We start from the raw sequence: 19,983 nt of genomic DNA on the forward strand, positions 1-19,983 counted from the left end.
GCATGAACGCCGTGGGCAGTGCCGATACCCGGTTGATCGTCCTGCGGGGCAACTCCGCCTCGGGGAAGTCCTCGGTCGCCGCCGAGATCCGCCGACGGTACGGGCGAGGGCTCGCCGTCGTCGGGCAGGACAACCTGCGCCGCGACGTACTGCGGGAACGCGACGTTCCGGGCGGGGCGAACATCGGGCTCATCGACGCCGTCGCCCGCTATGCGCTCGACCACGGCTTCCACACGGTGGTGGAAGGCATCCTGTACGCCGACCGCTACGGCGCGATGCTGGACGCGCTGCGGCGTGACCACCGCGGGGTGACGTGCATGTACTACTTCGACGTGCCGTACGAGGAGACCCTGCGGCGGCACGGGACGAAGCCGCCGATGGAGGGGGTCGGGGACCAGCAGCTCCGGGAGTGGTACAGGGCTTCGGACCTGCTTCCCGGGGGGTGCGAGGCGGTGGTCCCGGGGTCCAGCAGTCTCGCGGAGACGGCGGGGCGGGTGATGGCGGAGGTCTTCGGGCGGGGGTAGCCGGGGTTCGGTCGTTCCGGGCTGATTCCCCCCCGCCCTCGACTCCCCGACTCCTCTAACCCTCCCCGCGCGCGCAGTTGCGGGCGAAGGTGAGGGAGCGGTCGAAGACGGCTTCCACCGTCGCGTCCGGGGCGCCGTGCCAGCCGTGGCCGGCGCCAGGGACGGTCCACAGGTCGACGGGGGAGGCCGATGTGTCGCGGAGGGCCGCCGCCAGGGACGTGCTGTGCGAGCAGTCGACCATCGTGTCCGCCTCGCCGTGGATCAGGAGGAAGGGCGGCGCCAAGGGGTGCACGCGGGAGAGCGGGCTCGCCTCGCGGGCGCGGTCCGGGGTCGTGGCCGGGGGGCCGCCCAGCAGCAGTGCCTCCGGTGTCGCCGGATTCTGCGGGGTGAACGGGCCGCGTGCCGAGGTCAGGTCGCTCGGGCCGTACCAGACCACCGCCCCCGCGAGTCCCGGCGCGGTCAGGGCCAGCAGCGAGGCGAGGTGGCCGCCCGCCGACTCGCCCCACACCACCGTCCGGCCCGTGTCGACGCCCAACTCCGCGCCGCGCAGCGTGAGCCAGCGCAGGGCGGCGTGCAGGTCGTGGAGCGGGGCGGGGAACGTGGCCTCGCCGCTGAGCCGGTAGTCCGCGCAGGCCACCGCGAAGCCCGCCGCCGCGATGCGGGCGAAGGGTCCCGGGGACCAGCCGCGGGTACGGAAGCCCATGTCGTCGCGCCGCCCGCGCCGCCACGCACCGCCGTGGAGGAAGAGGACGAGGGGCGCGGGGGAGGGCGTCATGGGGAGCCAGAGGTCGAGTTCGAGGGGGCGGCCGCCGGGGACTTCGGCGTACGGGACGCCGCGCAACACTCGTGCGGAGGCGGGGGTTTCGGGGAGGGGGGCTCGGTCGGGGTGCGGGGCGACGATCAGTTCCCGTACGGACAGCTCCTGGACGGACAGCTCCCGTACGGATCGTTCCCGTACGGACAGTTCACGTACGGGAGGATCGGGCGTCACCGGGTCCGCCACTCGTGGTCGCGCAGGAAGCGCACGTCGAACTGCTCCGGCACGGTGCCGAACTTGTGCGGCTCGGGGATCACCGGCTCGCGCGGCAGGCCGAGCGCCTCCGACGGTGCGCCGAGGGTCTCGAAGAAGCGCTCGAAGGTGCCGCCGGGCCCGGCGGCGACACCGACGACCTGGCTGTGGTTGCGCTCCATGCGGTACGCGTGCTTGCAGTTCTTCGGTACGAAGCCGAAGTCGCCCGGCGTGAGCAGCTTCTCCTGCTGGACGCCCTCGGTGTCCTCGACGAACAGCCGTACCGCGCCCTGCGTGATGTAGAAGACCTCGTGCGTGTCGGCATGCAGGTGTGCCGGGATGATGTCGCCCTTCGGGCCTTCCACGGTGAAGAAGTTGAAGGTGTTCTCGGTCTGCTCGCCGCCCGCGTAGACCGTGATCAGGTCGCCGAAGAGGTGCGCGCGGTCGCCCTCGCCCTTCTCGATGAAGTACGGCTTTGTGGGGTCGGCGGGTATGCGGGAGGCGCTGCGGTAGCGGGTGGCGTACTCGATGGTCATGCGGACCTCATGTGTCGTCTTGTCTCGCCCGGCGGTCATGGAATGTCAGGCAGCCTGACATAGAGGTCGGGGAAGGGGCAAGCCGTACGAGGGAAGGTTCGTGGGCGCGGATACGATTCCGGTCCCGCCCGCGCTCACCCGAGGAACCGACGCAGACCATGCCCCCGACCACGCCCCCGGCCCGCCGTCACGGCATTCCGCACCTGCTCAGCGATGCCCGGCGCTGGTTCGAGGAGGGGTTGCTGGCCGCGTTGGCGGAGGCGGGGGTCGCGCCGGTCTCGCCGACGCAGGTGCAGTTGTTCGCCGTGCTCGACGAGGACGGCACCACGGTCTCGGAGCTGGCCCGGCGGATGGGGGTCACCCGGCAGACCGCCCACCAGGCGGTGCACGGGCTGATCGCGGCCGGGCTGCTCGAACAGCTCCCCGACCCCGCGTCCGCCCGGCAGCGTCTGGTCCGGCGTACCGAGGAGGGGGAGCGCACGCACCGGCAGGCCGAGGCCGTCCTCGCCCGGCTGGAGCGCGAACTCGCGGACCGGATCGGCACGGAGACGGTCACCGCGCTGCGGGCGGCGCTGGAAGCGGACTGGGGGAGTCCGCTCTAGAGGCGCTCCAGGGGCCGGGGGAGGCTTAGGTCTGCGGGGGCTGCGCGTCGCTCAAGGCGTTCAGCGCGCGCAGGAAGCCGCGGCGGTCGGCTGCCGGGAGCGCGGCGAGCCTGCGGTCCTCGCCCGCGCGGATTTCCGTACGTACGGAACGGAGCACCCCGCGCCCCTCCTCCGTGATCGACAGCAGCCGCACGCGGCGGTCGGCCGGGTCCGGCAGGCGTGAGATGAGCCCGGCCTCCTGGAGCTTGTCCAGGGTGGAGATGATGCGCGTCTTGTCCGCGCCGATGACCTCGCACAGCGCCGCCTGCGTGCGCACCGGGCCGTCGCCGAGTGCGCCCAGCACCACATAGCCCCACATGGTGAGGCCGTGGGCGGCGAGGACCGGTAGCTCCGCCTTGACGAGGGAGTTGAGCAGCGGCTGGAGCATGGCGGCGAGGTCGCGGCTCCGGAGGTCGTCGGTCATGGGCGCATGGTAGTCGTTGACAGATGGTGGGTGGTGGTAGATCGTAAGCGTATGCGTACGAATGAGGAGCTCATCGCGCGGGATGCCGAGGCCGTACGAGTGAGCCTTGAGGTGGTGTCCGGGGTGCGCGCGGCGGACCTCGGCCGACCGACCCCGTGCGCGGAGTGGACGCTGCGCGACCTGCTGGCCCACATGACCGCGCAGCACGAGGGGTTCGCGGCGGCGGCGCGGGGAGAGGGCGGGGCGGAGGTGTGGCGGCCGCGGGCGGACGTGAGTGATCCCGTCGGGGCGTACGAGGCCGCGGCGGGGCGGGTGCTGGCGGCCTTCGCGGAACCGGGTGTGCTCGGACGGCCGTTCCTGCTGCCGGAGATCCACCCCGAGCGGGCCCTTCCCGGCGCGCGCGGTGGGTTTCCACCTGGTCGACTACGTGGTGCACGCGTGGGACGTGGCGCGGAGCCTGGGGGTCGGGGTGGAGTTCGGGGACGAGGTGCTCGGTGCCGCGCTTGCCGTGGCCCGGAAGGTGCCCGAGGGTGACGCCCGGACGGCGCCCGGCGCGGCCTTCGCGCCCCGGGTCGCGTATGCGTCGGCGGGCGGCACGGCTCTGGGCGAGATCCTGGCGCTCCTCGGGCGGGACCCCGGTCGTGATCTTTGAGCCCGCGAGCCGATTTATCCCGGGCTGACCGGGTACGCGTCCAGGATGACCACCTACGTCGTCACCCTTCCCGGCACGCTCCTCGACAAGCTCACGCCGGCCGCCCGGGCCGTGCTGCTGCGCGAGTTGAGCCCTGCGGACCCCCGGCACACCGCGCTCGGCGAGGCGGAGGAGCTCGACCGGCTGACCCTGGACGAGGAGAACTCCACGTTCGTCATCCGGCTGGAGGTGCAGGCGGCGACCAGCGGGGAGGCGGAGTTGGAGGCGCGCCGGATCGCCGAGACGGCGCTGCGGTCGGCAGGTCTGGACGAGAAGGCGGCACCGATCGGGCCCGCGGCGATTTCCGGGATCGACACGGAGTGAGAGGTCGCGGGGTGCATGGGGCGCACGGAGCGCACGGGGCGCACGGGGCGCGCCTGGGGTGAGGGCGCCGGGCGCCCTCACGCGTCGAGGGCGGGACCGCCGGGCACCCCGCCTCGCCGCCCGCTCCCGCACCGCCCCCCCGCCCAAAGCACCCCCTGCACGGCTATGGGAACCTGCGCACCCCCGCGCTACCCTCCGCCGCATGATTCCCACGGTCGTCTGGGGCACGGGGAACGTCGGCCGCGCGGCCATCCGCGCCGTCGACGCACACCCGGAGCTGGAACTCACCGCCGTACTCGTCCACGACCCGGCCAAGGTCGGGCGCGATGCGGGTCAACTCGCCGGTCTTGAGCGGGAGCTGGGGGTGCGCGCGGTCGCCGACGTCGATGCCGTGCTGGCCGCCCGGCCCCGTGCGGTCGTCTACGCGGCCTCCGGCGACATGCGCCCCGACGACGCCCACGCGGACGTCGCCAGGGCGCTGCGTGCCGGAGCGGTCGTCGTGACGCCCGCGCTGTACGCCCTCTACGATCCGCCGAGCGCCCCGCCCGAACTGATCAAGCCCCTCCAGGAGGCCGCCGAGGCCGGTGGCGGCTCGCTCTTCGTCTCCGGGGTCGACCCCGGCTGGGGCAACGACGTGCTGCCGCTGCTCATCAGCGGGCTCGGGAGCAGGCTCGACGCCGTGCGCTGTCAGGAGATCTTCGACTACTCGACGTACGACCAGCCGGAAGCGGTCCGCGACCTGATCGGCATGGGGCATCCGCTGGACTACGTCGCGCCGATGCTGATGGAGACCGTGCCGACCATGGTGTGGGGCGGTCAACTGCGCCTCATGGCACGGGCATTGGGCGTCGAGATCGAGGAGATACGGGAGACCATGGAGCGGCGGCCGCTGGAGCGGACCGTCACCACGCGCACCATGGGCGAGTTCGGGGCGGGTACACAGGGAGCCGTCCGCTTCAAGGTGCAGGGGATCGTGGACGGTGCGCCGAGGCTGGTGATCGAGCACATCACGCGCATCCACCCCTCCTGCGCGCCCGACTGGCCCGCGCCGCCCGACGGGACCGGAGCGCACCGGGTGATCGTCGAGGGGCGGCCGCGCATCGAGGTCACCGTCGAGGCGAGCGACGAGGACGAGAACCGTTCGGCGGGCGGCAACGCCACGGCGGTGGGGCGGCTGGTGAACGCCATCGACTGGCTGGTCGGGGCGCCCGCCGGGATCTACGACGCACTGGATGTGCCTCTGCGTGCGGCGCGGGGGCGGCTGGGAAGGGGCTCGGCGTGAGCGGCATCGAGATCGACGTACCGCAGGGCAAGGACCCGATCGAGTACGTGTGGGGTGACATGGTGCCCGGGATCGGGCCCGCCGCGGCGAACTTCTCGCTGGCCGTGTACTCCCACACGACGCTCGGGCTCCGGGAGTTCGAGGCGGCGCGGCTGAGGATCGCGCAGGTCAACGGGTGCATGTTCTGTCTGGACTGGCGCACGGAGCGGGACGGGGAGAAGGTCGAGGAGGAGTTCGCGGCGGCGGTCGAGGAGTGGCGGACGGCCGACGCGCACGTGCTGGACGAGCGGACGCGGCTGGCGGCGGAGTACGCGGAGCGGTACGCGCTCGACCACCACGGTCTCGACGAGGAGTTCTGGGGGCGGATGGCGGGGAGCTACACGCAGGCGGAGATCGTCGAGCTGACCATGTGCCTGGGGTCGTGGCTGGCGTTCGGACGGCTCAACCGGGTGCTGGGGCTGGACGCGAGGTGCGTGCTGCCGGGCCACTAGGACTGGCGGGCCACCAGGGCTGCCGGGCCACTAGGACTGGCGGGCCACCAGGGCTGCCGGGCCACTAGGACTGCCGAGTCACCATGGCTGCCGGGTCACAGGGCTGCCAGGCCACTGACCGACGGGCGGCGGGGTTCCGTGGCGGATGGCTCTACGCTGAGCGGCGGAGCCGGTGGGATGCCGGGAGGTGGCGGGGGAAGGCGAAGTGGCGCGTGGGCGAGCGAGGGGTTCCCAAGTATCTGCAGGTCAAGGCCGCGCTGTTGACCTGGATCGATGATCTGGAGCCGGGGGCGGCCCTGCCCTCCGAGGTCGAGCTCGCGCATGACTTCGCCGTGTCACGGGTGACCATGCGGCGGGCGACCACCGAACTGATCCTGGAGGGCCGGCTGACCCGCAGCCAGGGGAAGGTGACGCGGGTCGTCGGCGAGAAGATCCGCATTCCGGTGATGCTGGGGCGCGGGCACACCGAGCAGATGCGGGCCGGCGGGTACGAGGTGAGCCGCGAGGTCCTCGACCACGGGGTGGCCGCGGCCGACCGGCGGGTGGCCCGGGAGCTCCACGTGGCCCCCGGCGCCGAGGTGTTCGCCCTGCGCCGCCGGGTCGTGGCGCAGGGCATGCCCATCGGGCTGGAGACCACGTACCTCGCACGGGCCGCCGACTTCGCCGCGCTCGGTGCGCAGGAGCTGGCCGGGTCGACGTACGCACGCCTCACCGGACCGCTCGGCGTGCGGCTGGCCCGTACCACCGAACGCGTCGAGACCACCCCGATCCCGCTGGAGGCCGCCCAGGCGCTGGACGCGTCGAGCGAGGTCACGGCGTTGGTGGTGCACCGGGTGACGGTGGACGCGGACGACCGCCCCGTCGAGTACTCGCACGTCCTCTACCGGGGCGACCGGATCACGCTCAGCTACACGCTCGGGGAGTAGGAGGCTTCGGCCGCCGACGCCAGCCCCGTGGCGGCGAGGACCGCGTCCACCGTCTCCTCGACCGTCAGCGTCGCGTTGTCGACCCAGACGCCCTGCCCGCCGAGTTCCGTACGCATCGCCTCGTCCAGCGGTGACCAGTCGACGTCCAGCACCTTCGGCCGCGACAGGTTCCGCTGCCACGCCACCGTCGGGCCGGGGGCCAGGAAGACGACGTGCAGCGGTACGGACGTCAGCGCGGCGCGGTAGAAGTCGAGGTGGGTGCGGCGGACCACCACGTCGTCGAGCACCGGCAGGAAACCGGCCCGCGCGAAACTGTCCGCCAGCAGGCAGGCGTTGCGGGCCCGCAGGAAGATCTGCCGGTCGGCCTCCGGGTTCGGGGTCGGCGAGGGGTACTGCCCGCCGCTGACGACCATCTCCTGGAGCGCGTCCACCTCGACGTGGGCCGCCGCCTCGAACCGTGCGGCCAGTGCGGCGGCCACCGTGGACTTGCCGCTGCCGGGTATGCCGGACAGCAGGACGGCTCCGGCCGCCGGTGCGCGGTCGATGGGGGTGGGGTCCAGGCTCATGGGGCCTCCGGCTCCGTGCAGAAACGATCAAGGTGAGGAGAGCGTACGGGCTCCCTCCGGTTCGCTCTCGACGCGGATGTCGAAGACGTAGGGGGACGGGGAGTAGGTCGCGGGGCGGTCCGAGCAGTCGGGCAGGAGGATGCCGGTGACCTGCGTGTGGGGCGGGAGCGGGACGGTGATCCGGTAGAGGTGGAGGGTGCCGTCCTGGCCCTGGGCGGATGCGGCCACGGGGTGGGGGGAGTCGACGGCGGCCGTGTCCCAGGCGGGGATGTGGAGGTCGAAGGGGTGGCGGGTGCCGTCCGCGAGGAGTACGGCGCCGGGGCCGCCGCCGGGGTAGAAGGCGCTGCCCGCGAGGAGGGTGAGGGCGGACCCCGTACCGCTGAGGCGGATGGCCTGGCCGCCGCAGAGGATGGCGTCGCCGAAGGGCTCGCGTGCTGCCGGCCGGAGTTCCGGGGGCCAGCTGCGTCCGCCGCCGTCCGCACCGCCCTCCGTGCGGGCGGGGGCGGTGGGGGCCGTCGCGGTCCAGAACTTGGCGACGGACGGGTCGGCGTACGGGACGGCGATCACGGTTTCCGCGTACGTTCCGCCGCCGGGCCAGCGGGCCTCGGCCGTCAGCCAGGAGGGGGTGCGGGCGGCGTCCGCCGGGACCGCGACCAGCCAGCGGCCCGGGGCCAGCGGTACCGAGGGCCAGTCCAGTTCGCTGTCCAGGTGCCAGGTGGTGCCGGGCGGCAGCTCGCCGTGGGCGGTTGCCGTGACCAGGACGTCCGTGCCCGGCTCGGGCAGGGCGGTGTCCGTCGTCAGGGTGAGGGACGGGAGACGGCCGGGGCTCACCCGTACGCCGTCGACGGCGAACCACCCCGAACCGGTCGTCGTCAGCCGCCAGTGCAGGCGCAGGGTGCGGGCGCCCGGAGGCACGTCGACGTGCAGGCGGAAGGGGCGGGCGACGGCGTCCGTGCCATGGTTCGCGGTGCTGGGGGACGGGCCGAAGCGCAGGAGGCCGAGCTCCGGGCCGTCGTCGAAGGTGGCGGTGAGGGTGGCCCGGCCGTCCCCGTGCTGGCGGTAGTGGGCGATGAAGTCGACGGTGAGGGTGGGGATGTGATCTGTTTCGTACGTCTCCGAGGTGAGCGTCGCGTCGAAGGGTGCGCCGTGTTGCCCGTCGCCGCGCCCCCGCCACAGGGCGGCGTCCGCGACCGCGAAGACGCCGCGCGCGCGGACGAAGGTCTCCCGGCCCCGGGCCCGCGCCCGGTCCTGGGCCGTCCAGTGCGGGTCGGTGGTGAAGCGCCACCCCGACCATTCCTCCCGGTGCCCTTCGCCGTCGGGGTGTGCGGTGTGCGTCGTCCACCCCTGCGGCGGGGTCGGGGTCGCGCCACCGCAGGTGCCGAGGGGGATCAGGAGGGGTTCGTAGGCGGGGGAGAGGTCGGGGAGGAGGGTGTCGAAGGGGTCGGTGGGCTGCGGCTGTTGGACGGGGCGGCCGTCCAGGCCCCAGGCCGGATCGAGGGGAACGCCCAGGTGGTGCAGGGCGGTGGGGGCCACGTCGACGGTGCGGACGTCGGGGCGGGAGGAGCCGGGAGCGATGCCCGCGCCGTGGGCGATCAGGCACCAGCCGCGCTCGGCAGGGGAGGGCCCGTTGTGGACGTCGCCGATGTCCTGGTGGCCGTGGTCGTTGGTGACCAGGATCAGCCAGTCCTCGGCGGCGTACGTCGGGCGGGCGCGGACGGTGTCGAGGAGGCGGCCGACCGCGCGGTCCACGGCGGCGAGGCTGTGCGCGTACCGGGGGAGGGACGCACCGCCCGCGTGACCGGCCAGGTCCAGGCTGCCGAAGTGGACAAAGAGGAGGTCGGGGGAGTGCGCGCCGAGGATCTCCGCCGCCAGCTCGGCGAGTTCGGCGTCCGCCGCGTCGGGGTCGTCGGTGTCGCAGTCGTAGCCGATGCGCAGGTCGAGGGCGCCGGAGAGGATCGGCCCGCCGTACCACTCCGCGCGGTGGAAGGCGGTCCAGCAGGTGAGGGCGGCGGTGGAGTGCCGGGGGTCGTGCTGCTTGAGCCGGGTGAGGAGGTCGGGGAAGCGGTGGGCCCGGCGGGAGACGAGGTTGCCGTCGCGGACCGTGTTGCGGTCGGGCCAGACGCCGGAGAGGACGGTGGCCCAGCCGGAGCCGGAGCCGGTGACTCCGGCGGGGGAGCAGTAGAGGGGGGAGACGGCGAACATGCCCTCCTGGGCGAGGTGGTGGAGGTGGGGTGCGTGGGGGACGTGGTCGGGGCGGAGACCGTCGAGGCCGAGGAGGAGGACCTTGCGGGGGGTGATGCCGGGGGGCAGGGAGGGGGTGGGGCGGGGGGCGGCGAGGGGGATGGCGGGGGTGGAGGGGTAGGCGGGGCGGGGTGTCATGGGGCGTCCTGGGAAGGGGGAGGGCGGCCCCGTCGCCCGAGGGGGCTCAAGGGAAGCAGGGGAGGGCCGAACCGGCGGCCAGGGGGTGGGAGATGCGGAGGGTCAGGCCGGTTGGGCGGCGGGGGAGGGCGTGGCGGAGGCGGAAGCCTGCGGGGAGGCGCCCCCGATGGAGAGGGAGGTGTCGGGGTCGAAGAAGTGGAGTTCGTCCAGGTCCACGCGGAGCGCGGCGGTGTCCCCGTCACGCAGGCGCGTGCGCTGGTGGACGGTGGCGGTGAGCGTCGCCCCCGCCCCCATGGGGTCGTCCTCGACCGTCGCCGAGTCGTCCAGGACGAGCCGGGTCCAGTCCGCCCCCGGCACCGGGTTGACCAGGAGGGAGACCTCCCGCCCGAGGTCCTCCCGGAGCCGCACCTCGGCCCGCAGCAGATCCCCGTCCCGGCCCGGCCCCGCGTACTCCGCGTCCTGGAGGTGTTCGGGGCGGATGCCGACCACGACCTCCCGGTCCGCGTAGGAGGGCAGGTCCGGGCGGCGCGCCAGCACCTGTGGGGTGACCGCCAGCCGGGATGTGCCGAGCGCCACCGCCAGGCCCTCCCCGTCCCGGACGAGGCGGGCCCGTACCAGATTCATCGGCGGCGCCCCGATGAAGCTCGCCACGAAGAGGTCGGCCGGGGCGTCGTACAACGACGTGGGCGAGCCGACCTGCCGGATGCGGCCCTTGCTCATCACCACGACCTGGTCGCCCATGGTCATGGCCTCGGTCTGGTCGTGCGTGACGTACAGGGTGGTCGTCCCGGTCCGCCGCTGGATGAGCGAGATCTCCGCCCGCATCTGGACCCGCAGCTTCGCGTCCAGGTTGGAGAGCGGTTCGTCCATCAGGAAGGCCTCGGGGGAGCGGACGATGGCCCGTCCCATCGCGACCCGCTGGCGCTGGCCGCCGGAGAGGTTGGCCGGGCGGCGGTCGAGGAAGGGGGTGAGGCCCAGGATCTCCGCCGCCTCGCGCGTGCGCCGTTCGCGTTCCGGCTTGGGGACCTTGCGGGCGCGCATCCCGAAGGCGATGTTGTCGGCGACCGTCATGTGCGGGTAGAGCGCGTAGTTCTGGAAGACCATCGCGAGGTTGCGGTCGGCGGCGGCCTTCTTGTTGACGGGGGTGCCACCGATCCGGACCTCGCCGCCGGTGATCTCCTCCAGGCCCGCCACCATCCGCAGCAGGGTCGACTTTCCGCAGCCGGACGGGCCGACGAGGACGGTGAAGGAACCGTCGGGGACGGACAGGTCGATGCCGGTGACGGCGTTGGTGCCGTCCGGGTAGGTCTTGACGACGTCCCGCAGTTCTATCGCGCTCATGAAGAGGACACCTCACAGTCGGTCAGGGATACGGGAGTCACTTGCCGCTGCCCAGCGTCAGACCCTCGATGATCTTGTTGGAGAGCCACGCGTACAGGACGAGGAGCGGCAGCAGGGAGATGACCACCCCGGCGAACAGCGCGGTCCAGTTGGTGTTGTAGCGCATGTTCCCGTAGAGGTTCAGCAGGCCGATCGTCAGCGTGTACTTCTTGTCGTCGCCCAGGAAGGTCAGCGCGATCAGGAACTCGTTCCACAGCCCGATCGCCGTGATGATCGCGGCCGTCGACAGGCCGGGCCTGGCCAGCGGCAGCATCACGGTGAAGAAGGTCCGCAGCGTCTTCGAGCCGTCCATCGCCGCCGCCTCCTCCAGCTCGCCCGGCAGCGACCGGAAGAAGCTGACCAGCAGGAAGGTGGTGAAGGGGATGTTCATGCCGACGTAGATGAGGATGACGCCCCAGAGGCTGTTGATCATCCCGATCCTGCTGTACGCCAGGTAGATCGGTACGAAGAGGACCTGCACCGGCACCCCGACGGCCGCCGCCAGGACGAAGGTCAGCGCCCCCGAGCCCCGGAACTTCCACCGGGCCAGCGCGTACGCGCACGGTGCCGACACCGCCACCACCAGCATCGTCGAGACCGACACGACGAAGACGGTGTTGAGGAAGGCGTCCTTGAGGTTGAAGAGCTGTACGGCGTCCACGTACGACTGCACGCGCGGCGAGGCCGGCACCGACCACGGGCTGGTGAAGACGGTCGCCTCGTCCTTGAAGGACGCCACCACCAGCCACAGCCCGAGGACCAGGGTGCCCACCACCCACACCCATACGAACAGGCGGCCCGCGAAGAAGGCGACGTCCGTCACCGAGCGGCGGGCCCGCGAGCGCGGACCCTCGCGGGCGGGGCCTCGTACGGCATGAACGGGCTTGTCCGTCAGGGTGGTCGACACGCTCGCCTCGGTCTCCTTCGTGAGTGCTGTGAGTGCCGTGTGCGGCCGCATCAGAACTGCACCGCCTCACGCCGGAAGACCCGCCTGATCAGCGCCACGCTCACCGCGACCAGCAGCATCAGCATCACGGCGATCGCACAGCCGTAGCCGTAGCTCAGGGAGCCGTTCAGCGGGTCGAAGGTCTCCAGGTAGAGATAGATGGCGGGGGTCCAGGTGCGCTTGTCGGGGGTGGCTCCGGCTCCGGAGAAGGCGAAGATGAAGCCGAAGGTGTTGATCGCGCCGATCACCCACAGGACGGCGGCCGTGCCGATGACGTCCCAGGTCATGGGGATGGTCACGCGGACGAACTGGTGCCAGCGGGAGGCGCCTTCCAGCTCCGCCGCCTCGTAGTAGTGCGCGGGGATGCGGTCCACGCCCGCGCACAGCAGCGTCGTGTAGAAGCCGGTGCTCAGCCAGATCAGGCCGATCACCACGCTGGTGAAGATCCAGTCGGGGCCGAGCCAGACCCGCTTCAGCGCGCCCGCCCCCACCAGGTCGAGGAGGCTGTTGAGCAGCCCGGTCTGCGGGTTGAGCAGGACGCCCCACAGGATGGCGAGCGCCACCGGGATGACGATGTACGGGGCGAACATGACGGCCCGCGCGAACCGCTTGAACCGCATCTCGCGCAGGATCGTCATGAACAGGAAGCTGATCGCGAAGACCGCGGCGCCCCCGATGAAGAGGATCTTCAGCATCACCCAGAAGGTGTCGATGAAGTACGGGTCCTTCAGCAGCCGGGTGTAGTTGGCGAGGCCGATGAATCTGCTGTCCTCGTCGACGCCCTGTTCGTCGGTGAGCGAGACCCACAGGGTCGCGACCACCGGGGCGCCGAAGAACACGGCCAGCCAGAGCACCGCCGGCCCGACGAACAGCAGGGTCGTCCATCGGCTTCGTTGCACGGGGTGAATCCCTTCTTCAGTAGTTCCGTGGGATCAGCGGCAGTTCCGTGGGATCAGCGCTGCGTCGCCCAGAACTCCTTGGACGCCTTCGCCAGCTTGTCCAGGAAGTCCGCGGTGGACTGCTTGCCCACGGACTTGAAGAAGTCGCCGTACACCGGGTCGACGACCTTGGTGATGTAGTCGGCCGGCGCGGTGCGCTCCAGGTTGCCCAGGCGCGGCATCACCTTCGGGTTCTTCGCCAGCAGCGCCGTGACGTCCGCGAGCAGCGCGGGCGGGGTGACGTCGGTGCGCGGGGTGAGCGTCTTCGCGGTGTCCGAGAAGCCCTGCATCGTCGCCTTGCCGTACAGGTGGGCCAGGAACTTCTTCGCGGCGTCCTTGTGCTTGGCCGCCTGCGGCACCACCCAGGACGTGGTGTCGGCCTCCACCAGGTCGTCGCCGGGGCCGCCCACGTTCGGGAACGGGGTGTAGCGGATCTCCGCGTCGGCCGCCCGGACCTTGTCGGTCTCCTTCGGCATCCAGGAGAAGTTCAGCGCGTACCCGCCCTTGCCCTGCGCCCACGCGTTCTGCGCGGCGGGGAAGGTGGTGCCCTCGTACCCCTTGTTGAGGGCTCCTGCCGAGGTCAGGGCGCGGACCTGGTCGGCGGCCTGCTGATAGACCTCGCCCTTCCAGGCCTCGCCGGACTTGTCGGTGGCGGCCTTGGCCATCGCGTCGGGGCCGCCGTAGCGGGCCACCAGGTTGACGAACCAGAAGAAGTTGTAGCCCGCGACCGAACCGTCCTGCTGGACCAGCGGCTGCCCGTCGGCCTTGAACCTGGCCGCCTGGGCGGTGAACTCGGGCCACTGGGCCGGGGGCTTGAGGCCGCGCGAGGCGAGCTGCTTCTCCTGGTACCACAGGCCGCCGACCACGTATTCGTACGGTGCCGCGTACGCCTTGCCCTCGGCGGTGTTGAGGGTCTTCAGCCCGTCCGGGACCACCTCGCCGACGGTCTTCGTCTCGCCGGGGATCTTCATGGCGTACAGGTCGTCGAGGGGTTCCAGCTTGAACTGCTTGAGGCGCATGGTGCCGCCCTCGACGATGTCGGGCGCGTTGCGGGCCTTGATCTGGTTGAGGATCTTGGCGTCGTTGTTGCGGCCCGCGTAGGTGGCCTTGACCTTGATGCCGGGGTTGGCCTTCTCGAAGGCGGTGATGGCCTTGTTGATGACCTGGGCCTCGGGGTCCTGCGGGTTCCACTGCGAGACGTAGTCGACGGTCGTGCCGCCGCCGTCCGAGCCCGTCCCCCCGCCGCACGCGGTGAGGGAGGCGGCCAGGGCGGCCGTGGTCAGCGCGGCCAGGGCGGTGCGGCGGCGGACGGTGAACAACGGGGTGCGCGAGGGGGACATGGGCTGCCCTTCGAGAGGGGTGAGGGACCTCAACCGATCGGATCCGGACGGAGATTGACCAGACAAGTGGGCCCGTCGGGCGACGTGGCTGATTCTGCGGATCACGCACTTGTCTAGTCAATAGCTCGCGGGTTAACTTCCTCTACGAACCAGCCCACTTGACGCATCCAGATCCGTCCCGACGTCAACTCCCGCGCAGGTCAAGGGAGTTGTACGGCTCGCTCAGGCCGGTGCCCCATCCGATCGCCCCGCTCTGCTCGCCGGCGGTGCGCTGCCCGAAACCGGTGGTGTTGACCCCCATGACCCGATCCGTCCCGCCCGCGGTATCCGCCCCGCCCGCTGCTTGCCCCCGGCCGGCCGCCACCCTGCGCCGCACCGTCCTCACCCTGGACGCGGCGTCCCTCGGACCGGACAGCCCGCTGCCGCCGCTGCTCGGCGAGAGCGACATCAACACCGGGCTGAGCTTCGGCTGCGCCGTCAACGACCTCGCCCTGCGGGCGGGCTACGGACACGTCCCCGACGTCCTCCCGTACACCCTCCAGGACGGTTACGGTCGCGAACGCACCCCCACCGACACCCCCGTCGCCGTCCTGGAGAACGAGCACCTGCGCGCCACCTTCCTCCTCGACTACGGCGGCCGCCTCTGGTCCCTGGTCCACAAGCCCACCGGACGCGAACTCCTCTACCGCAACCAGGTGCTGCAACCGGCCAACCTCGCCGTCCGCAACGCCTGGCTGGCGGGCGGCGTCGAGTGGAACATCGGCGTCATCGGCCACTCCCCGCTCACCTCCTCACCCGTGCACGCCGCCCGCGTCGAGGGCCCCGACGGCGTCCCGGTCCTGCGGCTGTACGAGTGGGAGCGCATCCGCCGGGTCCCCTTCCAGGTCGACGCCTGGCTGCCGCCGGGCTCCGAACACCTCCATGTGCACATGCGCATCAGCAACCCGAACCCCCGTATGGTCCCCATGTACTGGTGGTCCAACATCGCCGTCCCCGAAACCCCGGACGTCCGTGTCGTCGCCCCCGCCGACGCCGCCTGGGAGATCAACTACGAGCGCAAGGTCAGCTACGTCCCCGTCCCGGTCTCCTCCGGCACCGACCGCAGCTACGCCGACCGCAGCCCGCTCGCCGCCGACTACTTCTACGACCTCCGCGAGGCCGACCGCCCCTGGATCGCCGCCCTCGACGGCGACGGCACCGGCCTCCTGCAGACCTCCACCCGCCGCCAGCGCGGCCGCAAGCTCTTCTTCTGGGGGCACAGCCAGGGCGGCCGCCGCTGGCAGGAGTTCCTCTCCGGCACGGGTCCCGGGCCGCGCGCCTACCTCGAAATCCAGGCGGGCCTGGCCGACACCCAGCTCGAATACCAGCCGATGCCGCCGCGCACCTCCTGGTCCTGGGTGGAGACGTACGGCCCGGTGGCCACCGACCCCGAGGCCGTGCACGGGGACTGGGCGCGGGCCCGGGCCGCCGTCGCCGCCGCGGTCCGTGACGTCGTACCGGAATCCCATCTGGAGCAACAGCTCGCGCACGCCGCCGAGTTCGCGGACCGGGCCCCCGTCGAGCAGCTGGGGGAAGGGTCCGGCTGGGGGGCGCTGGAGCGCGTCCGCCGCGCCACCCGCCCGGGCCGCGCACCCGACCCGACCGGCACGCCGTTCGCCGAGGACACCCTCGGCGAGGAGCAGGAGCCGTGGCTCACGCTCCTGCGCACCGGCGAGTTCCCGGTCGGCGACCCGGCCGTGCCGCCGCGCGGACTCATGGTCCAGAGCGAGTGGTACGACCTGCTCACGGCCTCCCGCACCGAGGGGAACTGGACCGCCCTCTACCACCTGGGCCTGATGCGCTGGCACGCCGCCGACCGCAAGGGCGCCCGCGCCGCCTGGGAGGCGTCCGCCGCGGCCGCCCCCAACGCCTGGGCGCTGCGCAACCTCGCCCTCCTCGACCGCCTCGAAGGCACCCTGGACCTCGCCGCCGACCGCTACCTCGCCGCCGTCGCCCTCGCCCCCGGCGAACGCACCCTCGCCCTGGAGGCCGGACAGGCGCTCCTCGCCGCCGACCGCCCCGTGGCCTGCCGCCGGGTGCTGGAAGCGCTGCCCGAGGAGGCCCGGGGACACGGGCGGGTCAGGCTCCTGCGGGCCCAGGCCTCCCTCGTACTCGGACGACTGGCCGACGTACAGGAGGAGTTCGAGGTGGGACTGGAGGTCGAGGACCTGCGCGAGGGGGAGCCCACGCTGGACCGGCTGTGGACGGACTACCACGCGAAGCGGCTCGCCGAGGCGGGGGCGGAGGGCGACGAGGAGGAGCTGCGGGCCCGGGCCCGTACCGAGCATCCGCTGCCGTACGCGTACGACTTCCGCATGACGGACTGAGCCGCGTGAGCGACTGACCCGGGCGAGCGGCTGATCCGCGTGCCGACCGACCCCCACATTCCCCGGGCGGCACCCCGCCGCCCACCGCCGGACGAGCGCGCCCACCGGGTCCTGTCCGGGATCCGGTGCACCACCCTTCGTGAAAGGTGAGTGTCCGCATGCACGCAACCCCCACCGCCCGGAAGCCCCGAGGCGCCCGGACCAGAACGGTTCTCGCCGCCCTGACCGCCGCCACCGCCCTCCTCGCCGGACTCGGCACGGCGAGCGCCGCACCCGCGCAGCCCTCGACGTTGGCCGCCGACAAGGTGCTGATCAACGACGAGTTCAACGGCAGCACCCTCGACACCTCCGTCTGGAGCGCGGGCGACTCCGACGTCGACCAGCCCACCGGCTGGATCTGGCGCTACCTCACCAAGCAGACCCCGGACGGCTCCGTCGCCCACCCCGACCAGGTGAAACTCGCGAACGGCGAAGTCGACCTCGGGCTCAGCGCGAACCCGTACCTCGACCACAAGTACCGGGCCGGATACATCAGCACCCAGGGCAAGAAGAGCTTCCTGTACGGAAAGGTCGAGGCCACCATCAAGGTCTCCGGCGGCCTCGGCCTCTGGCCCGCCTTCTGGATGCTCCCGGCCGACACCACGGCCTCCGACATCGACAACAGCACCGCGCTCCCCGAAGTCGACATCTTCGAGATCCTCGGCACCGAGGGTTCCAAGACCGACTACATGACGCTCCACAACGTCCGCCCCGAGGACAAGACCGGCTGCACCTTCACGACCACCGACCTGTCCGCCGGTTACCACACCTACGGTCTGGACTGGCAGCCCGGGAAGATGACCTGGCTGGTCGACGGCGTGGCCCGCTGTACGACCACCAAGGCGGTGCCGAGCGAGCCGATGTTCCTCATCCTCAACAACAGCGCGGGCGGCTGCGCGAGCTGGGGCGGCTGCATCCAGCCGTCGACCCCGCTGCCGAGCCACCTGTACGTACGGAACGTGAAGGTCACGCAGCCGGACTCGCTGATGGTCAACGACCCGGCGGGCGGCGTGACGTACGCCGGTGCCTGGACCTACGGCGGCGGGCGCGGCTACGGGGACCACGGCGACGACGTCCACTACACGCGCACCAACGGCGACTCGGTCTCGTACACCTTCAACGGAACGGGCGTCGACCTCCTCACCGAGAAGTTCTCCGACCTGGGCACGGCGGACGTGTACGTGGACGGCACGCTGCGCCGGACCGTCGACCTCACCTCGCCGACCCGCCAGGTCCAGCAGACCGTCTTCGGGGTGTCCGGCCTCGCGCAGAGCGTGCACACGATCAAGGTGGTCAAGCGCTCGGGAACGTACCTGGTGGTCGACGCCTTCCGCACGCGCAGCTGATCGCGGGGAGGGCGGCCGGGGGAGTCGCGAAAAAACTTTTGCGCAGAGGTGCATGCCCGCCCGGGACGGGGGAACAAGCCTCTTCGACCCGAGCTCGCAGGCACATCCCCCCGGCCTGCTGAGCACCCTGGATGCCTCGCAGTCACCCCCCCCGGCTGCGGGGCATCCGCATGTCGGGGGAGCGGGTGTGCGGGGCGGGCGAGGCTCTCGCGGGACTTCGATATTTCGGTCCCTTCAGTCCCTGGGGTCAGTCTGTGGACGGCGCGGTGGGTTTCCAGGCGGTCTGTGCGGCCCACGGTTCCGCGACCGTGATCACCAGGTCGACCACCGGGTCCTTCACGTCCGCGTACACGCCCGTGCTGTCAACCGCGTCCGCGAGCGACTGCTTGAAGCGGGCGTACGACGGGATGGCCTCCGGGTGTGCGCGAAACCAGTCGCGGAAGAGGAGCGCGAGGCGCTCGTTGGGTGAGCCCGTGCGGCGTACGTGCAGGTTGACGGCGGAGGCGCCGTCCTCGGATCGGCGCGTCCAGAGCCGTTTGGTCCAGTTCGCCGGGTCGTCGTCGAGGCCTGCGGGGACGTGGTCGTTCCGGTACGGGGAGAGCCGGAAGCCGCGCGCCGCGAGGGGTTCGGCGAAGGCGGCCTCGGCCGCCGCCAGGTCCGCGACACTCACCTGGAGGTCGAAGACGGCCTTGGCGGCCATGCCGGGAATCGCGGTGCTGCCGATGTGCTCGACGCGCTCGGCCAGGGGCGCGAGGGCGGCCAGCAACTCCTGGGTGAGGGCCCGTCCTTGGGGCTGCCAGGCGGGGGAGTAGGGGACGAGAACGGGGGCGGAGTCCCTGGCGGGCGGCGGGGGCGTTTCGGTCATTCGGGCAAGTCTAGGAGGGCGCTGGTGGGTATCGTGCGAGGGCTGTTCGGTGGGGACGGGGACGGGGAGGGCGATGCGTGTGTACGAGGCTGAGGCGACCGCGGTGGAGGGTGCCGGGCGCGGAGCGCGTCCGGGGACGGATGGGGAAGGGGCTCTTGCCTCGGCAACGGCTGGTCCCGATGTCGGAGCAGCCAGACTTCCCGTGCGGACAACACCTTTCACCCTGGCCTGCGACGGCGAAGTCCTCGCCTGCGTCACGGTGGAGCCCGCCGTCGCCAGTACCGCTCCGGTCGTCGCCGTTCTTGTCCTGCACGGCGCGGGCAACGGGGACAAGCAGAGCCCCAGCGTCCTCGCCGCCGCCTTCGCCGCCCGGGGGCACCACGCCCTCGCCTTCGACTTCTCCGGGCACGGCGACAGCACCGGCGCGCTGAGCGAGCTGAGTCTGCGGCGCCGGTTCGAGCAGGCCCGTACCGTCGTCGACACCTGCCTGCCCGCCGACGTCCCGCTGGCCGTCGTCGGCTTCAGCATGAGCGGGCAGACCGTCGCGGACCTCGCCGCGCACTACCGGGACCGGGTCGTCGCGATCGGCCTCGGGGCGCCCGCCGTGTACGCGGCGCGGGCCTGGCCGGTGGCCTTCGGCGCCGGGTTCACCGGCATCATCCGTACGCCGGACAGCTGGCGCGACTCTCCTGCCCTGGACGTCTTCCGGGAGCTTCCGGCGGGCGTGCGCGCGGTGCTCGCCACGCCCGCCGTCGACGCGGTGATCCCGCCCTCGGTCACGGAAGCGGTGGAGGAGGCGCTCGGTGCGTCTCGGGCGGAGTACGTGCGGCTCGTGCTGCCGGAGGCGGACCACCGGCTGAGCCTGTGGTTCGCGTCGGACGCGGCCTCGCGGGAGGGGTTCGTGGACGCGTTGGTGGGCGAGGGCGACAGGGCGTAGGGAAAGGCCTGTTCGTACGGGATCGTCTGGGGC

At 72.1% G+C, this 19,983-nt stretch carries 20 protein-coding genes and 1 pseudogene; 11 read left to right on the forward strand and 10 right to left on the reverse strand.

Annotated elements, in window-relative coordinates; translation table 11 throughout:
• The first annotated feature begins 2 nt into the window (after positions 1-2).
• The gene (locus ACIO3O_RS03045; protein ID WP_401741170.1) at positions 3-524 is read left to right on the forward strand and encodes an AAA family ATPase; all 522 of its coding nucleotides are present in this window, start codon (positions 3-5) and stop codon (positions 522-524) included.
• A 55-nt stretch (positions 525-579) separates the two neighbouring features.
• Here ACIO3O_RS03045 and ACIO3O_RS03050 read toward each other — a convergent pair whose 3' ends face one another.
• The gene (locus tag ACIO3O_RS03050) at positions 580-1,515 is read right to left on the reverse strand and encodes an alpha/beta hydrolase fold domain-containing protein (protein ID WP_401741172.1); all 936 of its coding nucleotides are present in this window, start codon (positions 1,513-1,515) and stop codon (positions 580-582) included.
• A complete protein-coding gene (locus tag ACIO3O_RS03055) occupies positions 1,512-2,069 on the reverse strand; it encodes a quercetin 2,3-dioxygenase (RefSeq protein WP_401741174.1) in 558 nt (185 codons plus the stop codon). The genes ACIO3O_RS03050 and ACIO3O_RS03055 overlap by 4 nt, the downstream gene beginning before the upstream one ends.
• Before the next feature lie 158 nt (positions 2,070-2,227).
• Between ACIO3O_RS03055 and ACIO3O_RS03060 the strand changes: the two genes are divergently transcribed.
• A complete protein-coding gene (locus ACIO3O_RS03060) occupies positions 2,228-2,671 on the forward strand; it encodes a MarR family winged helix-turn-helix transcriptional regulator (protein WP_401741177.1) in 444 nt (147 codons plus the stop codon).
• A gap of 25 nt (positions 2,672-2,696) precedes the next feature.
• Here the strand turns inward: ACIO3O_RS03060 and ACIO3O_RS03065 are convergent, their stop codons facing one another.
• Positions 2,697-3,134: a MarR family winged helix-turn-helix transcriptional regulator gene (locus ACIO3O_RS03065; RefSeq protein WP_401741180.1), complete on the reverse strand. Its 438-nt coding sequence runs from the start codon at positions 3,132-3,134 to the stop codon at positions 2,697-2,699.
• 51 nt (positions 3,135-3,185) lie between these two features.
• Between ACIO3O_RS03065 and ACIO3O_RS03070 the strand changes: the two are divergent.
• From ACIO3O_RS03070 to ACIO3O_RS03095, 6 genes and pseudogenes are all read left to right on the forward strand, one after another.
• A pseudogene (locus tag ACIO3O_RS03070) lies at positions 3,186-3,386 on the forward strand (maleylpyruvate isomerase N-terminal domain-containing protein); the annotation flags it as partial.
• A gap of 151 nt (positions 3,387-3,537) precedes the next feature.
• Complete coding sequence (locus tag ACIO3O_RS03075) at positions 3,538-3,786, forward strand: hypothetical protein (RefSeq protein ID WP_401741915.1); 249 nt, start codon at positions 3,538-3,540, stop codon at positions 3,784-3,786.
• A gap of 45 nt (positions 3,787-3,831) precedes the next feature.
• Positions 3,832-4,149 carry a hypothetical protein gene (locus ACIO3O_RS03080; protein WP_401741183.1) on the forward strand — a complete coding sequence of 106 codons (318 nt, stop codon included), beginning with the start codon at positions 3,832-3,834 and terminating at the stop codon, positions 4,147-4,149.
• Positions 4,150-4,351: 202 nt separating this feature from the next.
• Positions 4,352-5,431, forward strand: coding sequence for a dihydrodipicolinate reductase (locus ACIO3O_RS03085; protein WP_401741185.1), 1,080 nt, complete (start codon positions 4,352-4,354; stop codon positions 5,429-5,431).
• A 5-nt stretch (positions 5,432-5,436) separates the two neighbouring features.
• A complete protein-coding gene (locus ACIO3O_RS03090) occupies positions 5,437-5,922 on the forward strand; it encodes a carboxymuconolactone decarboxylase family protein (protein ID WP_401741869.1) in 486 nt (161 codons plus the stop codon).
• Positions 5,923-6,134: 212 nt separating this feature from the next.
• Entirely contained in the window at positions 6,135-6,848 is a 714-nt protein-coding gene (locus ACIO3O_RS03095; RefSeq protein WP_401741187.1) for a GntR family transcriptional regulator, read from the forward strand.
• Here ACIO3O_RS03095 and ACIO3O_RS03100 read toward each other — a convergent pair.
• From ACIO3O_RS03100 to ACIO3O_RS03125, 6 genes are all read right to left on the reverse strand, one after another.
• Positions 6,830-7,414, reverse strand: a complete 585-nt coding sequence (locus ACIO3O_RS03100; RefSeq protein ID WP_401741189.1) for an AAA family ATPase — start codon at positions 7,412-7,414, stop codon at positions 6,830-6,832. The genes ACIO3O_RS03095 and ACIO3O_RS03100 overlap by 19 nt on opposite strands.
• Before the next feature lie 27 nt (positions 7,415-7,441).
• Positions 7,442-9,793 carry an alkaline phosphatase family protein gene (locus tag ACIO3O_RS03105; protein WP_401741192.1) on the reverse strand — a complete coding sequence of 784 codons (2,352 nt, stop codon included), beginning with the start codon at positions 9,791-9,793 and terminating at the stop codon, positions 7,442-7,444.
• Between the two features lie 102 nt (positions 9,794-9,895).
• Complete coding sequence (locus tag ACIO3O_RS03110) at positions 9,896-11,134, reverse strand: ABC transporter ATP-binding protein (protein WP_401741195.1); 1,239 nt, start codon at positions 11,132-11,134, stop codon at positions 9,896-9,898.
• A gap of 37 nt (positions 11,135-11,171) precedes the next feature.
• Positions 11,172-12,080 (reverse strand): carbohydrate ABC transporter permease, encoded by a 909-nt coding sequence (locus ACIO3O_RS03115; protein ID WP_401741197.1) that lies wholly within the window; start codon positions 12,078-12,080, stop codon positions 11,172-11,174.
• 50 nt (positions 12,081-12,130) lie between these two features.
• Positions 12,131-13,018, reverse strand: coding sequence for a carbohydrate ABC transporter permease (locus ACIO3O_RS03120; RefSeq protein ID WP_401741200.1), 888 nt, complete (start codon positions 13,016-13,018; stop codon positions 12,131-12,133).
• A 53-nt stretch (positions 13,019-13,071) separates the two neighbouring features.
• A complete protein-coding gene (locus ACIO3O_RS03125) occupies positions 13,072-14,397 on the reverse strand; it encodes an ABC transporter substrate-binding protein (protein ID WP_401741202.1) in 1,326 nt (441 codons plus the stop codon).
• A 299-nt stretch (positions 14,398-14,696) separates the two neighbouring features.
• Between ACIO3O_RS03125 and ACIO3O_RS03130 the strand changes: the two genes are divergently transcribed.
• Together ACIO3O_RS03130 and ACIO3O_RS03135 are read left to right on the forward strand one after the other, a co-directional pair.
• Positions 14,697-16,763, forward strand: a complete 2,067-nt coding sequence (locus tag ACIO3O_RS03130) for a DUF5107 domain-containing protein (RefSeq protein WP_401741205.1) — start codon at positions 14,697-14,699, stop codon at positions 16,761-16,763.
• 158 nt (positions 16,764-16,921) lie between these two features.
• The gene (locus ACIO3O_RS03135) at positions 16,922-18,148 is read left to right on the forward strand and encodes a family 16 glycosylhydrolase (protein ID WP_401741207.1); all 1,227 of its coding nucleotides are present in this window, start codon (positions 16,922-16,924) and stop codon (positions 18,146-18,148) included.
• Between the two features lie 247 nt (positions 18,149-18,395).
• Here ACIO3O_RS03135 and ACIO3O_RS03140 read toward each other — a convergent pair whose 3' ends face one another.
• Positions 18,396-19,013, reverse strand: a complete 618-nt coding sequence (locus ACIO3O_RS03140) for a GrpB family protein (RefSeq protein ID WP_401741210.1) — start codon at positions 19,011-19,013, stop codon at positions 18,396-18,398.
• A gap of 202 nt (positions 19,014-19,215) precedes the next feature.
• Here ACIO3O_RS03140 and ACIO3O_RS03145 point away from each other — a divergent pair, with 202 nt between their 5' ends.
• The gene (locus ACIO3O_RS03145) at positions 19,216-19,950 is read left to right on the forward strand and encodes an alpha/beta hydrolase (RefSeq protein ID WP_401741212.1); all 735 of its coding nucleotides are present in this window, start codon (positions 19,216-19,218) and stop codon (positions 19,948-19,950) included.
• Positions 19,951-19,983 lie beyond the last annotated feature (33 nt).

The sequence above is a fragment of the Streptomyces sp. NPDC087440 genome (assembly GCF_044744005.1).
Lineage (GTDB): Bacteria > Actinomycetota > Actinomycetes > Streptomycetales > Streptomycetaceae > Streptomyces.

What these genes read in the sequence shown, in the direction of transcription:
- ACIO3O_RS03045 (WP_401741170.1), top strand. Translation starts at nt 3, where the DNA reads ATGAACGCCGTGGGCAGTGCCGATACCCGGTTGATCGTCCTGCGGGGC.
- ACIO3O_RS03055 (WP_401741174.1), bottom strand. Translation starts at nt 2,069, where the DNA reads ATGACCATCGAGTACGCCACCCGCTACCGCAGCGCCTCCCGCATACCC.
- ACIO3O_RS03060 (WP_401741177.1), top strand. Translation starts at nt 2,228, where the DNA reads ATGCCCCCGACCACGCCCCCGGCCCGCCGTCACGGCATTCCGCACCTG.
- ACIO3O_RS03065 (WP_401741180.1), bottom strand. Translation starts at nt 3,134, where the DNA reads ATGACCGACGACCTCCGGAGCCGCGACCTCGCCGCCATGCTCCAGCCG.
- ACIO3O_RS03080 (WP_401741183.1), top strand. Translation starts at nt 3,832, where the DNA reads ATGACCACCTACGTCGTCACCCTTCCCGGCACGCTCCTCGACAAGCTC.
- ACIO3O_RS03085 (WP_401741185.1), top strand. Translation starts at nt 4,352, where the DNA reads ATGATTCCCACGGTCGTCTGGGGCACGGGGAACGTCGGCCGCGCGGCC.
- ACIO3O_RS03100 (WP_401741189.1), bottom strand. Translation starts at nt 7,414, where the DNA reads ATGAGCCTGGACCCCACCCCCATCGACCGCGCACCGGCGGCCGGAGCC.
- ACIO3O_RS03105 (WP_401741192.1), bottom strand. Translation starts at nt 9,793, where the DNA reads ATGACACCCCGCCCCGCCTACCCCTCCACCCCCGCCATCCCCCTCGCC.
- ACIO3O_RS03110 (WP_401741195.1), bottom strand. Translation starts at nt 11,134, where the DNA reads ATGAGCGCGATAGAACTGCGGGACGTCGTCAAGACCTACCCGGACGGC.
- ACIO3O_RS03125 (WP_401741202.1), bottom strand. Translation starts at nt 14,397, where the DNA reads ATGTCCCCCTCGCGCACCCCGTTGTTCACCGTCCGCCGCCGCACCGCC.
- ACIO3O_RS03130 (WP_401741205.1), top strand. Translation starts at nt 14,697, where the DNA reads ATGACCCGATCCGTCCCGCCCGCGGTATCCGCCCCGCCCGCTGCTTGC.
- ACIO3O_RS03135 (WP_401741207.1), top strand. Translation starts at nt 16,922, where the DNA reads ATGCACGCAACCCCCACCGCCCGGAAGCCCCGAGGCGCCCGGACCAGA.
- ACIO3O_RS03140 (WP_401741210.1), bottom strand. Translation starts at nt 19,013, where the DNA reads ATGACCGAAACGCCCCCGCCGCCCGCCAGGGACTCCGCCCCCGTTCTC.